The sequence below is a fragment of the Pseudomonas sp. S2_A05 genome, from assembly GCF_054668485.1.
Genome location: NZ_CP162775.1, coordinates 2,786,109 through 2,800,479 on the forward strand (window position 1 = coordinate 2,786,109; position 14,371 = coordinate 2,800,479).

The 14,371-nt window shown below is 58.8% G+C and carries 11 protein-coding genes and 1 rRNA gene; 5 read left to right on the plus strand and 7 right to left on the minus strand.

Annotated elements, in window-relative coordinates:
• Nucleotides 1-63 precede the first annotated feature (63 nt).
• The gene (locus AB4O12_RS12645) at nt 64-1,845 is read right to left on the minus strand and encodes an ABC transporter transmembrane domain-containing protein (RefSeq protein WP_269085004.1); all 1,782 of its coding nucleotides are present in this window, start codon (nt 1,843-1,845) and stop codon (nt 64-66) included.
• 258 nt (nt 1,846-2,103) lie between these two features.
• Here AB4O12_RS12645 and AB4O12_RS12650 point away from each other — a divergent pair, with 258 nt between their 5' ends.
• Entirely contained in the window at nt 2,104-2,283 is a 180-nt protein-coding gene (locus tag AB4O12_RS12650; protein WP_460062196.1) for a PA1571 family protein, read from the plus strand.
• A gap of 167 nt (nt 2,284-2,450) precedes the next feature.
• Here AB4O12_RS12650 and pdxB read toward each other — a convergent pair whose 3' ends face one another.
• Entirely contained in the window at nt 2,451-3,593 is a 1,143-nt protein-coding gene (gene pdxB / locus AB4O12_RS12655; protein WP_460062199.1) for a 4-phosphoerythronate dehydrogenase PdxB, read from the minus strand.
• A gap of 160 nt (nt 3,594-3,753) precedes the next feature.
• Between pdxB and AB4O12_RS12660 the strand changes: the two genes are divergently transcribed.
• Nucleotides 3,754-5,163, plus strand: coding sequence for an MATE family efflux transporter (locus AB4O12_RS12660; protein WP_038862250.1), 1,410 nt, complete (start codon nt 3,754-3,756; stop codon nt 5,161-5,163).
• Nucleotides 5,164-5,211: 48 nt separating this feature from the next.
• Here AB4O12_RS12660 and tusA read toward each other — a convergent pair whose 3' ends face one another.
• Nucleotides 5,212-5,460, minus strand: a complete 249-nt coding sequence (gene tusA, locus AB4O12_RS12665; protein WP_016775503.1) for a sulfurtransferase TusA — start codon at nt 5,458-5,460, stop codon at nt 5,212-5,214.
• A gap of 162 nt (nt 5,461-5,622) precedes the next feature.
• A complete protein-coding gene (gene rlmM, locus AB4O12_RS12670) occupies nt 5,623-6,696 on the minus strand; it encodes a 23S rRNA (cytidine(2498)-2'-O)-methyltransferase RlmM (RefSeq protein WP_016775504.1) in 1,074 nt (357 codons plus the stop codon).
• 222 nt (nt 6,697-6,918) lie between these two features.
• Here rlmM and acnA point away from each other — a divergent pair, with 222 nt between their 5' ends.
• Nucleotides 6,919-9,660 carry an aconitate hydratase AcnA gene (gene acnA, locus AB4O12_RS12675; protein ID WP_460062203.1) on the plus strand — a complete coding sequence of 914 codons (2,742 nt, stop codon included), beginning with the start codon at nt 6,919-6,921 and terminating at the stop codon, nt 9,658-9,660.
• Nucleotides 9,661-9,974: 314 nt separating this feature from the next.
• On the opposite strand, the gene AB4O12_RS12680 is transcribed toward acnA, so the two are convergent.
• Nucleotides 9,975-10,463 carry an SRPBCC family protein gene (locus AB4O12_RS12680; protein WP_460062205.1) on the minus strand — a complete coding sequence of 163 codons (489 nt, stop codon included), beginning with the start codon at nt 10,461-10,463 and terminating at the stop codon, nt 9,975-9,977.
• Between the two features lie 176 nt (nt 10,464-10,639).
• Here AB4O12_RS12680 and AB4O12_RS12685 point away from each other — a divergent pair, with 176 nt between their 5' ends.
• Complete coding sequence (locus AB4O12_RS12685) at nt 10,640-11,554, plus strand: ADP-ribosylglycohydrolase family protein (RefSeq protein ID WP_095182350.1); 915 nt, start codon at nt 10,640-10,642, stop codon at nt 11,552-11,554.
• A 40-nt stretch (nt 11,555-11,594) separates the two neighbouring features.
• Nucleotides 11,595-11,999: a lysozyme inhibitor LprI family protein gene (locus AB4O12_RS12690; RefSeq protein ID WP_041477366.1), complete on the plus strand. Its 405-nt coding sequence runs from the start codon at nt 11,595-11,597 to the stop codon at nt 11,997-11,999.
• A gap of 44 nt (nt 12,000-12,043) precedes the next feature.
• On the opposite strand, the gene mrdA is transcribed toward AB4O12_RS12690, so the two are convergent.
• Nucleotides 12,044-13,936, minus strand: a complete 1,893-nt coding sequence (gene mrdA / locus AB4O12_RS12695; RefSeq protein WP_056791554.1) for a penicillin-binding protein 2 — start codon at nt 13,934-13,936, stop codon at nt 12,044-12,046.
• A 191-nt stretch (nt 13,937-14,127) separates the two neighbouring features.
• Nucleotides 14,128-14,243 (minus strand): 5S ribosomal RNA (gene rrf, locus AB4O12_RS12700).
• Nucleotides 14,244-14,371 lie beyond the last annotated feature (128 nt).

Here is a 14,371-nt window from a genome sequence, read left to right on the forward strand (position 1 = left end):
TCATGAAAAATGCCCGTATCGTGAGATGCGGGCATTTTTTTGGTCGGTTACTTGATCGATTGCTCAGTCTGCTGTGACAGATCGACCATCATTGAACTGCAACGCCGCCAGCCGTGCGTACAGCGGATTGCTGGCGATCAACTCCTGATGTGTCCCCACCGCTACTAGCTTGCCTTGATCCATCACCGCAATCCGGTCAGCGTTCTTCACCGTGGCCAGCCTGTGAGCGATCACCAGCGTGGTGCGGTTTTCCATCAGCGTTGGCAGGGCCTGCTGGATCAGATGTTCGCTCTGTGCGTCGAGGGCGCTGGTGGCTTCGTCAAGGAGCAGGATCGGCGCGTCCACTAGCAAGGCGCGGGCAATGGCCAGACGTTGGCGCTGACCGCCGGACAACCCGAGGCCGCCATCGCCGAGATGAGTTTGATAGCCGTCCGGCATTTGTTCGATGAAGTCGTGGGCGTGGGCAATTCGCGCAGCTTCCTTGACCTGTTCAAGCGTGGCCGTCGGGCAGCCGTAGCGAATGTTGTCCTCCACGCTGCCGAAAAACAACGCGGGGGTTTGCGAGACCAGGGCGAAACAGCGGCGCAGATCCAGCGGGTCAAGGCTGGTCAGCGGCACGCCATCGAGGAAAATCTGCCCCTCGCGTGGATCGTAGAAGCGCAGCAACAAGTCGTAAACCGTGGACTTGCCCGCGCCGGACGGCCCCACCAATGCCAGGGTTTCGCCTGCCCTCACCGTCAGATTCAAGCCATCGACGGCGTAGCTTTGCGGACGCGACGGGTAGGAAAAACGCACGTCGCGCAGTTCAAGTTCACCTTTGACTCGCGCTGGCAGAGTGACCAGTCCGGTCAACGGTGGCTGGATGATGTTTTCCGAACGCAGCAATTCTGCGATGCGTTCAGCGGCACCCGCAGCGCGTTGCAGTTCGCCGATCACTTCGCTCAGCGTGCCGAACGCACTGCCGACAATCAGGCTGTAGAAAACGAACGCCGCCAGTTCCCCAGCCGAAATCCGTCCCGCCATCACATCCATGCCGCCGACCCACAACATCACCGCCACCGCGCCAAGCACCAGCACGATCACCAAAGTGATCAACCACGCTCGCTGGAAGATCCGTTTACGCGCAGTTTCGAACGCCTGCTCGACGGTCGAAGCGAAACGCTGCTCGTCCTGAACCTGGTGGTTGTAGGCTTGTACGGTTTTGATCTGACCAAGGGTTTCCGACACATAGCTGCCAATGTCGGCGATACGGTCTTGGCTCTGGCGCGACAGATTGCGCACGCGGCGGCCGAAAATCAGGATCGGCGCGATCACCAGCGGCAGTGCAATCACGACAATGCTGGTCAACTTCGGATTGGTGATGAACAGCAACACCACACCACCGATGACCATCAGCAGATTGCGCAGGAACAGCGAAAGCGACGAGCCGATCACCGATTGCAGCAGCGTGGTATCAGCGGTCAGACGCGACTGGATTTCCGAGCTGCGGTTGTCCTCATAAAAGCCTGGATGCAGATACACCAGGTGATTGAACACTTGGCGGCGAATGTCGGCGACCACGCGCTCGCCTATCCACGACACCAGATAGAAACGGGCAAAGGTGCCCAGCGCCAGCCCGAGCACCAGCAACATGAAAATCCCGATCGACTGATTGAGCAGATGCGGCGAACGGGTCATGAAACCCTGGTCTACCAACAACTTGATGCCCTGCCCCATCGACAAGGTGATGCCGGCGGTGACGATCAGCGCGAGCAGTGCGCCGAAGGCATGCCAGCGGTACGGCAGGAGAAAATGACTGGTCAGGCGCAGGGCACGCCGGTGTCGGGAAGAAAACATGGAGATCATGGAGTTCACGTCTGCGCAGATGGATCGGGCCAGCCTACAGACTCAGATGGGGTGGAACTCTGTAAATCACAATGAGTCAGGTTAAATATGCCCGGGATGTCCGGATGCTAGAAACGATTGGTCTAAGGTTGCGGTTGAGACGAGCGGTCATTTCTGTTTGAGTAGAGATGCCGCCCGCCGACAGACCGCAGGGAGTTGTCACAGCCTGGTCACGTGGCGGTTTTAACTTAGGCACACAACCTGATGAGGAGACAGGCCATGTCCTTGCAACACAGCAGCGAAGACAAGATTGAAGTGATCCGCACCAAACCCGACCAGTCTCTGGGTTGCTCGATTATCGATGAGCAGGGGCGCGAAGTACCGATCACTGAAGACATGATCCAGGACGCGTGCCGCGAACTGGAGAAGCGATTGGTCAAGCCTGCCGAACAAAAGTGATGTAGCCACCGTCTTCCTGACCCGGCCCTGATTGGCCGGGTTTTTTATATCTGCAATTCGGGATTGGTGGTGTGGCTTTCGCGAGCAAGCTCGCTCCCACCTTTAACTTTGCTGCACTGTAGATCCCCTGTGGGAGCGAGCCTGCTCGCGAAAAGGCCAGCGCTGATTCAGACAGCCACCGCCCCCAGCGCCTCAACAATCTGCCGCAGCACAGGCGCATCTCCTTCAATTCGCACCTTCAGCCCTTCGATCTCGCGTCGCACCGGATATTGCTTGCGCAACGCGTCAAATGCCGAGCGCTGCTCAGCGACATTTCCCACCAGGCTGCGGCGGAAATCCGCATCATCGCGGCGCGGGTCATACACGCCCCGGCACAACATCGCCAGCGCCCACGCCGGATCGCTGTCACCGTGCAGGGAAACTTCCGACAACCAGGTTGCTGACAGCAGATCGCTGAGCTGGATAGCTGCAGGTTGGCCGCTGAAAGCGCAGTAGGCCTGATAAATCTGCGCGGTCCCGCGTTGCTTGCCATCGAGGCTGTAACCGGCAATATGTGGCGTGGCCAATACGCAGAGTTCGGCCAACGCAGGGTCGACTTCCGGCTCTTTTTCCCAGACGTCGAGCACCGCTTGCAGGTCCTCGCGCTCCAGCAGCACCTCACGCAGCGCAACGTTATCCACCACAGGGCCGCGCGCCGCGTTGATCAGCCATGCACCCTGCTTGAGTTGCTGCAAACGCTGTTGATCGAACAGATGCCAGGTTGCAGAGTCGCCGCTGCGGGTCAATGGCGTATGCAGACTGATTACGTCGCACTGCTCGATGATCTGCTCAAGGCTGACATATTCGCCGCCCTCGGCAGCCTGACGCGGCGGATCGCAAACCTTGACGTTCCAGCCCAAGCCCTTGAGAACCTTGATCAAGCGCCCCCCCACTTCACCGGCGCCGACGACGCCGTAAGTACGCTGAGTTAGATCCGCGCCTTCGATTTCGGCCAGTGTCATCAGACTGCCCAGTACGTAGTCGACTACACCACGGGCATTGCAACCCGGCGCGCTCGACCAGCAGATCCCGGCCTCGTTGAAGTAATCGAGATCCAGATGATCGGTGCCGATGGTGCAGGTGCCGACAAAGCGCACCTTGCTGCCTTCGAGCAGCGCGCGATTGACGTTAGTCACCGAGCGCACCAGCAACACATCGGCCTGCTCAACCGTCGCGCGGTCAATGGAGCGGCCCGGCACTCTGCGGATGTCGCCGAAACCGGCAAAAAAAGCATCGAGCAGCGGGATATTTTCGTCGGCAACAATCAGCATGGCGGGCTCCTTGGGCGGATCGGCAGTTTAGGTGCTGACGCGTCGATCAGCCAGCAGGGTTTGCGCTTACAAATACGCAACAGAGGATATTTCCTGACCGAGGCGTCAGCGGCGTAGAATGCGCCGCTCTGCGCATCAATACTTTCTGGACGCTTTGCCTGTGAACCCTGTAACTGACCAACCTGTCGCCGTCTCGCTGAGCCGCCCTGCGCGGATTCGCCTGGAGTTGAAAAACCTGCTCGCCCTGGCCCTGCCGATCATCATCGCGCAACTGGCGACCACGGCCATGGGCTTCGTCGATGCGGTGATGGCCGGGCGCGTCGGCCCCAAGGACCTGGCGGCAGTGGCGCTGGGCAACTCGATCTGGGTTCCGGTATTTCTGTTGATGACCGGCACCCTGCTGGCCACCACACCAAAAGTCGCCCAGCGTTTCGGCGCCGGCAAGCACAGCGAGATCGGCCCGATCGTGCGTCAGGCGTTATGGCTGGCATTGGTAGTCGGACTGATCGCCACCTCGATGCTGGTCGCCGCCGAGCCGGTGCTGCACCTGATGAAGGTCGATCCCGAGCTGATCGGCCCGTGCATGCAATATCTGCACGGCATCGCCAGCGGCTTGCCGGCGGTGGCCTTCTATCACGTGCTGCGCTGCACCAGCGATGGCATCGGCCGCACCCGCCCGGCCATGGTGCTGGGCCTCTGCGGTCTGGCGCTGAACATCCCGCTGAACTACATCTTCATCTACGGCCACTTCGGCGTGCCGGCCATGGGCGGCGTCGGCTGCGGCTGGGCCACGGCGATCGTGATGTGGGTAATGGCGCTGGGCCTGGCCGGGTACGAACGCTGGGCACCGGCCTATCGCTCAAGCGAATTGTTCAGCCGCTTCGACTGGCCGCAGTGGGCGGTGATCAAACGTCTGCTGTCGATTGGTTTGCCGATCGGCATCGCGGTGTTTGCCGAGTCGAGTATTTTTGCCGTAATCGCCCTGCTGATCGGCAGCCTCGGCGCGACGGTGGTGGCCGGGCATCAGATCGCGCTGAACGTCAGCTCGCTGGTATTCATGATTCCCTATTCGCTGGGCATGGCGGTCACCGTGCGTGTCGGTCAGGCGCTTGGGCGCGAAGAACCGCGTGAAGCGCGCTTTGCCGCCGGAGTCGGCATGGGCACGGCGCTGGCCTACGCCTGCCTGTCGGCGAGCCTGATGCTGGCGCTGCGCGAGCCGATTGCGGCGATCTATACCGCTGATCCAACGGTGATTCACATTGCGGCGATGCTGATTGTCTATTCAGCGCTGTTCCAGTTTTCCGATGCGATCCAGGTGACCGCAGCAGGCGCACTGCGTGGCTATCAGGACACCCGGGTGACGATGATCCTGACTCTCTTCGCCTACTGGGGCATCGGCCTGCCGGTCGGTTACGCGTTGGGCCTGACCGACTGGCTCGGCGAGCCACGCGGTCCGAGCGGTTTGTGGCAGGGTTTGATTGTCGGCTTGAGCTGCGCAGCGTTGATGCTGTCGATTCGTCTGACACGCAGTGCGCGCAAGCGGATTCGAATCAGTCGTTCGGCGGGTTGATCACCCATAAAAAAAGACCTGCATTTGCAGGTCTTTTTTTGCCCTGAGTCAGGACTTCTTGCGAATCCAGTACAGATAGGTGCCGGCCTCTTCGTGCTGGCTGACCAGCTCATGGTCAAGAAACACGCAGAACTTGGGGATATCGCGCTTGGTCGAGGGATCGGTGGCGATCACCTTTAGCAAGCCGCCGGGCACCAGATCGCGGATGTGCTGGTGCAGCATCATCACCGGTTCCGGGCAATTGAGGCCGGTGGCGTCGAGGGTGCCGTCGACCGGGGTATCGATCATTTCACTCATGGTTCACTCCAGAAACTGGCCGGCATTGTCGCGCATTGCTTGGGACATCGTCCAACCCATGTGGGAGCGAGCCTGCTCGCGAAGGCAATCCGTCAGTCAACACATCGTTGGCTGCCCCACCGCTTTCGCGAGCAGGCTCGCTCCCACAGGTTCAGTGTTGTGTCAGCGCGATTTGGGTTTTCTGGTGTCGTGCCGGCGCAGATGGCAAGTCACTTCCTCGCGGTCGTGATACAACTGCTTGCAGCCTATATCAACCTTGATCCCACGTGCCTTGAATCCATCGGCAATGCGCTCGAGCAGACGTTTCACCTCGGCATAACGCTGTTTCATCGGCAGCTTCAGGTTGACCACCGCCTCGCGGCAATGCCCCTCGCCGATCCACTCTTCCAGCATCGCCGCGTTGCGCGCCGGTTTCTCGACGATGTCGCAAACCATCCAGTCCACCGGCTGCTTCGGCTTGAAGGTAAAACCGTCCGCCATCAGATGCTGGACCAGTCCGGTTTCCATCAGGCTTTCAGCCATCGGGCCGTTGTCGATCGCCGTCACCAGCATGCCCCGGTTGACCAGTTGCCAGGTCCAGCCGCCCGGCGCGGCGCCAAGGTCAACGCCGGTCATGTCGCTGTGCAGGCGATCTTCCCACTGATCACGTGGAATGAAGTGGTGCCACGCCTCCTCCAGCTTCAAGGTCGAACGGCTGGGCGCCTCGCGAGGAAACTTCAGGCGCGGAATGCCCATCGGCCACATCGCCGAGTTGCCGGCATCGGCCATGCCAAGAAACACCTCGCGTCCGCTTTTGAAGGTCAGCAACAAACGCGGCTTGCTGGCGTCGTCTATCAGTTTGCCAGCGGCGGTCAGCGCCTTGCGCAGCGGTCCTTCGAACTTTTTGCAGAAATTCGACAGTTCCTTGCCGTCATTGGTATCGACCACTTCCAGCCACAGACTGCCAAACACCGGAAAATCGGCCATGTGCGCGAGAATCACACTGATCCGGTCGTTTTCCGGCAGATCGATGAAAAAGCCGCGCGCCCACTGCCGCGGGAAGATCAATTCGGCGAAACGCTGACCGCGCATCAGGCGTTCAGCGCCGTCCGCTTCAGTGCAGACAAACTCGGCGCAGGCCGTGGCGGTTTTGGCTTTGGCGTAACCGGCGACATTGAGACGGGCGGCGAGATCGGAAATCTCCGAACAGACTTCGCCTTCGAAGCCGGGCCGGCAATGCATGAATAGGGTGTTCATTCTTACTCCTGGGCAACGGTCGATCATTCGACCGTTGCGCGATGCTCAAGCCTTGCGTTGCCGCAATGCCTGTCACGAAAACCGGCGCATGATAGCTGAAGTCGGAACCATGGTTGCGCCGATAGAGTCCAGTTATTAGCCAGCTACTCAAAACAGGGCTAGGTTTAATGCTCTGCCCGTCCCCTCAGTCCGTAGCCGTGCGGACTCAAAGGAGTGATCGTAATGCCGTCCCTCGATAGTCTGAAGTCACTGAAAACCCTACAAATCGATGCCACGACCTACCATTATTTCAGCCTGCCGGAAGCCGCCAAAAGCCTGGGCGACCTCGACAAGCTGCCGATGTCGTTGAAGGTACTGCTGGAAAATCTGCTGCGCTGGGAGGACGAAAAAACTGTCACCGGCGCTGACCTCAAAGCCATCGCCGCCTGGCTCAAGGAGCGCCGCTCCGATCGCGAAATCCAGTACCGCCCTGCCCGTGTATTGATGCAGGATTTTACTGGTGTCCCCGCCGTCGTCGATCTCGCCGCAATGCGCGCGGCAATGGCCAAGGCTGGTGGCGATCCGCAGCGGATCAATCCGTTGTCGCCGGTGGACCTGGTGATCGACCACTCGGTGATGGTCGACAAGTTTGGTAGCGCCAGTGCGTTTGAACAGAACGTCGACATCGAAATGCAACGCAACGGCGAGCGCTATGCCTTTCTGCGCTGGGGCCAGAGTGCGTTCGATAACTTCAGCGTGGTCCCGCCGGGTACCGGCATCTGCCACCAGGTCAACCTCGAATATCTCGGCCGCACCGTTTGGACCAAAGACGAGGATGGCCGCACCTACGCGTTCCCCGACACGCTGGTCGGCACCGACTCCCACACCACCATGATCAACGGCCTCGGCGTACTCGGCTGGGGCGTGGGCGGGATCGAAGCGGAAGCGGCGATGCTTGGGCAACCGGTATCGATGCTGATTCCGGAAGTGATCGGCTTCAAACTCACCGGCAAACTCAAGGAAGGCATCACCGCCACCGATCTGGTGCTGACCGTAACGCAGATGCTGCGCAAGAAAGGCGTAGTCGGCAAATTCGTCGAGTTCTATGGCGATGGTCTCGCCGATCTGCCACTGGCCGACCGCGCAACCATCGCCAACATGGCCCCGGAATACGGTGCGACGTGCGGCTTCTTCCCGGTCGACGATGTCACGCTGGAATACCTGCGCCTGTCTGGCCGGCCGCCGGAAGTGGTGAAACTGGTCGAGGCCTACACCAAGGCTCAAGGCCTGTGGCGTCTGCCGGGTCAGGAGCCGGTGTTCACCGACAGCCTGGCTTTGGACATGGGCAGCGTCGAGGCCAGCCTGGCCGGACCGAAACGTCCGCAGGATCGCGTCTCGCTGCCGAACGTCGCGCAGGCCTTCAGTGATTTCATCGACCTGCAATTCAAACCCACCAGCAAGGAAGAAGGACGCCTGGAAAGCGAGGGTGGCGGCGGCGTAGCAGTGGGCAACGCCGATCTGGTGGGCGAAGCGGACTACGAATACGAGGGCAAGACCTATCGCCTGAAAAACGGTGCAGTGGTCATCGCCGCGATTACCTCCTGCACCAACACCTCCAACCCGAGCGTGATGATGGCTGCTGGACTGCTGGCGAAAAAAGCTGTCGAGAAAGGTCTGACGCGCAAGCCTTGGGTCAAAAGCTCACTGGCCCCCGGTTCGAAAGTCGTCACCGACTATTACAAGGCTGCCGGGCTGACTCAATACCTTGATCAGCTCGGGTTTTCGTTAGTTGGCTACGGTTGCACCACCTGCATTGGCAACTCCGGGCCACTGCCGGAGCCGATCGAGAAAGCCATTCAGAAAGCCGATCTGACCGTCGCGTCGGTCTTGTCCGGCAACCGCAACTTCGAAGGTCGCGTACACCCGCTGGTGAAAACCAACTGGCTGGCCTCGCCTCCGCTGGTCGTCGCCTACGCACTGGCTGGCAGCGTGCGCACCGACATCAGCAGCGAACCGCTGGGTGAGGATCAGCAGGGCAATCCGGTATACCTGCGCGATATCTGGCCGAGCAGCCGGGAAATCGCCGAAGCGGTGAATCAGGTCAACACGGCGATGTTCCACAAGGAATACGCCGAAGTGTTTGCCGGTGATGAGCAATGGCAGGCCATCGAGGTGCCGCAAGCGGCGACTTACGTGTGGCAGGACAATTCGACCTACATTCAGCATCCACCTTTCTTCGACGACATTTCCGGCCCTCTGCCGGAAGTCAAAGACGTCAAAGGCGCGCGGGTCTTGGCCTTGCTCGGCGATTCAGTGACCACCGACCACATCTCCCCCGCCGGCAACATCAAGATCGACAGCCCGGCCGGGCGATACCTGCAGGAAAAAGGCGTGGAGCCGCGCGACTTCAACTCCTACGGTTCCCGTCGCGGCAATCATGAAGTGATGATGCGCGGTACGTTTGCCAACATCCGTATTCGCAACGAGATGCTGGGTGGCGAGGAAGGTGGCAACACACTTTACATTCCCACCGGGGAAAAAATGGCGATCTATGACGCAGCGATGAAATATCAGGCGTCGGGTACGCCGTTGGTGGTGATTGCCGGTCAGGAGTACGGCACCGGGTCGAGCCGTGACTGGGCGGCGAAAGGCACCAATCTGCTGGGCGTCAAAGCGGTGATTGCGGAGAGCTTCGAACGTATTCACCGCTCGAATCTGGTCGGCATGGGTGTGCTGCCGTTGCAGTTCAAGCTTGATCAGAATCGCAAGAGTCTGAATCTGACCGGCAAAGAGATGTTCGAGATTCTGGGATTGACCGGCGTCGAGCTGAGGCCGCGGATGAACCTGCCGCTGGTTATCACTCGGGAGGATGGGCGTCAGGAGAGAATCGAAGTCTTGTGCCGCATTGATACGCTGAATGAGGTCGAGTACTTCAAATCCGGGGGGATCCTGCATTATGTGTTGCGGCAGTTGATTGCTTCGTGACGGGATGACATTCGCCCAGGCTGTGATCTTTTTGACCTGGCTTTTAAAAGCAGGATCAAAAGATCGCAGCCTTCGGCGGCTCCTACATTCAGGCGAAAAAAAACCCGCCGAAGCGGGTTTTTCCCAAGACCATTATCGACTCCCTGTCGGCAGCGATCCTTGCGATGGTCGATCGTCCATGATCCTGAAACACTCCCTGTGTCTCAGTTGATGTGTGTAGATTACCCAGTGGATCCAATCAGCAATAGTCGTAAAAGCTACCAACGCGTGTAAGACATTCGCCATACAAACACTTCCGAAAACCCCTAGGTCCGTCAGGCACCGCCGCTTTCACGAGCCCCGGCGCTTTCGGCGAGAAACTGTTCAAGCCTGCTCAACTGCTCCTCCCAGCCGCGACTGTCCATGTAATACGCCTCTTTCTGACGGATATCAGGGATGTGCGCGAAGCCGGACTCCGAGACCTTGAGTAGAGTGCCGTCCTCGAAGTCCTGCAATTCGAACTTGACCAGCGTGGTCGGCTCTTGCGAGTAGTCGATCTTCGGGTTGACCGCATACGGGTGCCAGCGGAAAGAAAACAACTGCTGCGGCTCGACCCGCTCGATCAGCACATTCCACAATACGTGTTCATAACCGGGGTACGTGACCTGGCCCTGCGTCCACTCACCGGCAATGAAGCGCCGGCCCTCAAGTGCCACGCCAAACCACTGGCCGAACGCCTCTGCATCGACCAATGCGCGCCAGACATGGGAACGCGACGCCTTGAGCGTGATCTTGCGTTCGAAACTGTTAGGTACTGGTTTCATACGTCACCTCCTGTTCTGAACACTAGGCTTGTATGACCACATGTCCAATGCGAAGTTGTATCCAGGCGCTGCAGGCATCGATTCGAGCGGACACATCCTGCGGTAGTTTGCGCTCTGTGATCGGCGCCGCCTGACCTGTTATCTTTCCAGCGAATCCGCAGAAACAAGGACGAATCATGCAGCCCTCTCTTGCCGATCGGTATCGCGGCGCCCTCCTCGGCCTGGCTTGCGGCGATGCGGTCGGCACAACAGTTGAGTTCCAGCCGCGAGGATCATTCCAGCCGCTGAGCGACATGGTCGGCGGTGGCCCGTTCCAGCTCAAGCCAGGGCAATGGACCGATGACACCTCAATGGCACTCTGCCTGGCCGAGAGCCTGCTGCGCAAAAACGGTTTCGACGCGGCTGATCAGATGGGCCGCTATCTCAATTGGTGGAAATGGGGATATCTGAGCTCCACCGGTGAATGTTTCGACATCGGCATGACCGTGAGCCAGGCGCTGCAACAGTATCAGCGAAGCGGAGAGCCTTTTGCCGGCTCGACTGACCCGTTGACAGCTGGCAACGGGTCGCTGATGCGGTTGGCGCCCATCGTGCTGTTCTATTTCCCCGATAATCGCCAAATACAGGCCTTTGCTGCCGACAGTTCGCGCACAACCCATGCGGCGCCGGAGGCAATCGAGTGCTGCCAATTGCTGGCTGATCTGATTGCACGAGCGCTTGAGGGTGCGGAGAAAACACAGCTTCGCCGGGCGCCACTGCTCAAGCTTTCCCAGCCCAAGGTGGTTGCGATTGCTCAGGGTGAGTACCTTCACAAAGCGGAAACTGAAATAAAAGGCAGTGGTTATAGCGTCCAATCGCTGGAAGCCGCTTTGTGGTGCTTTCACCATACGCAGACATTCGCCGAAGCGGTGTTGAAAGCAGCCAATCTCGGTGATGATGCGGATACAACGGCTGCTATCGTGGGTCAGTTGGCAGGTGCTTACTACAGCGCTCGGGCGATCCCCGAGCACTGGCTGGAGCGGCTGCATGAAGGCGAAGAAATCACCGCCACTGCGGATCGCTTGCTTGAGGCCTCCCGGCTACGTACATAACACTCGATACACTCTTTCCACTCGATACAGCGAGAACCTTATGTCAGTGCGTCTGCTTCTGGCCTCTGCGCCCTTTTTGTTTGCCCCTTTCGCCCATGCCGCCGTTGATTGTGCCAACGCCAGCGATCAGGCGACGATGAATCAATGCGCGGGGCAAGCCTTCAAAGCGGCAGACAAGGAACTGAATACGCTCTATCAGCAGATCACCGGACGCCTGAAGGACAACCCGGACGGAAAGAAGCTGCTGGTCAATGCGCAGCGGGCGTGGGTCAGCTTTCGGGATGCCGAGTGCAAGTTTTCGGCTTCTGGGGTGGCAGGCGGGAGTGTTTATCCATTGGTTTACAGTAGTTGTCTTACAGCCGTAACCAAGGCCAGAGTAGAAACCCTCAAGCAGTATTTGAAATGTGAGGAAGGTGATATGAGCTGCCCGGTACCGGGTGCGTAATCACAGGCTCCGCTTACGGAGCCTGTGCTGTGAACCGTTACGCCTCAGACGTGAGGATCGCCCGGCGCTTTGCTCGGCGCAGCGTATTGAGGTTTAAGGTGACCATCCTGATCGAGTAACCAGGCGTCCATGATCTGCCGCACTACTGGACCGGCAACACGACCACCCGCCTCGCCGTTCTCGATCATTACCGAGATGGCGATCTTCGGATGCTCGGCCGGTGCGAATCCTACAAACAGGGCGTTATCACGGTGGCGCTCCAGGGTTTTCTCGCGGTTGTAGCGCTCCCCTTGCTTGATCGCTACCACTTGCGCCGTGCCACTCTTGCCGGCGATGCGGTATTGCGCACCCGCAGCGGCCGCACGGGCAATACCTCGAGCATCGTGCATGACCATCTGCATACCGTGATTGACCTGCTCCCAATCGCGCGGGTCCTTGAGCAGGATATTGGGCATTGGATGTTCGTCGACCGGCGCTACACCGTCGACCGACTTGGCCAAGTGCGGCCTATTCCATATCCCCTTATTGGCGATCAGGGCAGTGGCCTGGGCCAATTGCAGCGGTGTGACCTGCATGTATCCCTGGCCGATGCCGAGAATAACCGTCTCGCCGGGATACCAGGCCTGTCGCCGTGTAGCGCGTTTCCACGCCTGCGACGGCATCAGACCGGGGGACTCTTCAAACATGTCCAGCGAGACTTTTTCACCAAGGCCGAACATCGCCATGTAGTCGTGCAGACGATCGATGCCAAGCTTGTGCGCCAAGTCGTAGAAGTAGGTGTCGTTGGAACGCATGATCGCCGCGTCCATGTCCACCCAACCATCACCGCTGTGGTTCCAGTTGCGATACTTGTGATCGAAGTCCGGTAGTTGGTAATAGCCGGGATCGAATACGCGGGTCTGCGGAGTTACGACGCCTGCGTCCAGCCCTGCGATGGCGACTTCCGGTTTGATCGTCGAGCCTGGGGCGTACAGGCCACGCAATACGCGGTTGAACAATGGCCGATCGATGGAATCCCGCAGCGCTGAATATTCCTTCGAACTGATCCCGGTGACGAACAGATTCGGATCGAAGCTCGGATTGCTGACCATCGCCAGCACTTCTCCGGTGGACGGGTCGAGAGCTACCACTGAACCACGACGGTCTCCCAAAGCAGCTTCGGCGGCTTCCTGCAGTTTGACGTCAAGACTAAGGACGATGTTTTTACCTGGAACCGGATCCGTGTGCTTGAGCACCCGCAGCACGCGGCCTTGAGCATTGGTCTCGACTTCTTCGTAACCGACATGGCCGTGCAACTGCGCCTCATAAAAACGCTCGATACCGGTTTTACCAATGGACTGCGTACCTCGGTATTCCACGGAGTCGAGGGTTTTAGCTTCCTTTTCATTGATCCGACCGACATAACCGATTGAATGAGCGAAATGTGCGCCGAGAGGATAGTGCCGGACAAACTGCGGTTCGACATCAATGCCCGGCAAGCGAAATTCGTTCACCGCCAGGACGGCGATCTGCTCTTCCGTCAGCTCATAAAACAGTGTGACCGGTGTAAATGGATGCCGGGATTGCTTCATCGCCTTGTCGAATACCGTGCGGTCTTCAGCAGGCAAGTGCAGCAAGTTGATGACTTCGTCCAGCTCCTGATTGACGTCGGTTGCACGCTCACGAGTGATGGTCAGGTTGTAGCTGGGACGGTTGTCGGCGAGCAATACGCCGTTGCGGTCGTAGATCAATCCCCGCGTCGGCGGTATCGGCAGGACATGGACACGGTTGTTTTCGGAGATGGTCGAGTGGTAATCGAATTCCACGACCTGGAGAATGTACAGGCGCACCACCAAAGCGCAGCTGATGGCGAACACGAACAGAGCACAGGCAATCAAGCGTTTGTTGACCAGCCTCGTCTCTTTTTCATGGTCCTTGATCGGGATTGGTTCAGGCATTTCTACAGCAACTCTTTGACGTAAATGAGTGCCGATCCATGGGCAGGGCATCAGTCCGTTAAAAAACGAGCTGCACCATACCAAAACTCGCCATCCACTTCAGGATGAATTTCCCCGGTGGCAGGCTAAAAACTTTCTCGCAGGCAAAACAAAACCCCAACTGCTTTCGCAATTGGGGTTTCGGAATTTAATCTTGACGATGACCTACTCTCACATGGGGAAACCCCACACTACCATCGGCGATGCATCGTTTCACTGCTGAGTTCGGGATGGGATCAGGTGGTTCCAACGCTCTATGGTCGTCAAGAAATTCGGGTACTGACTCGGGACCAGATGGCCTCGCTTCAGCAAATTGGGTATGTGACAGCTAGGTGTTTGTGAACTTCGAACTTTCGGTTCGTTTCGTCTTCACACACCGCAATCTGGTGCCTTTTC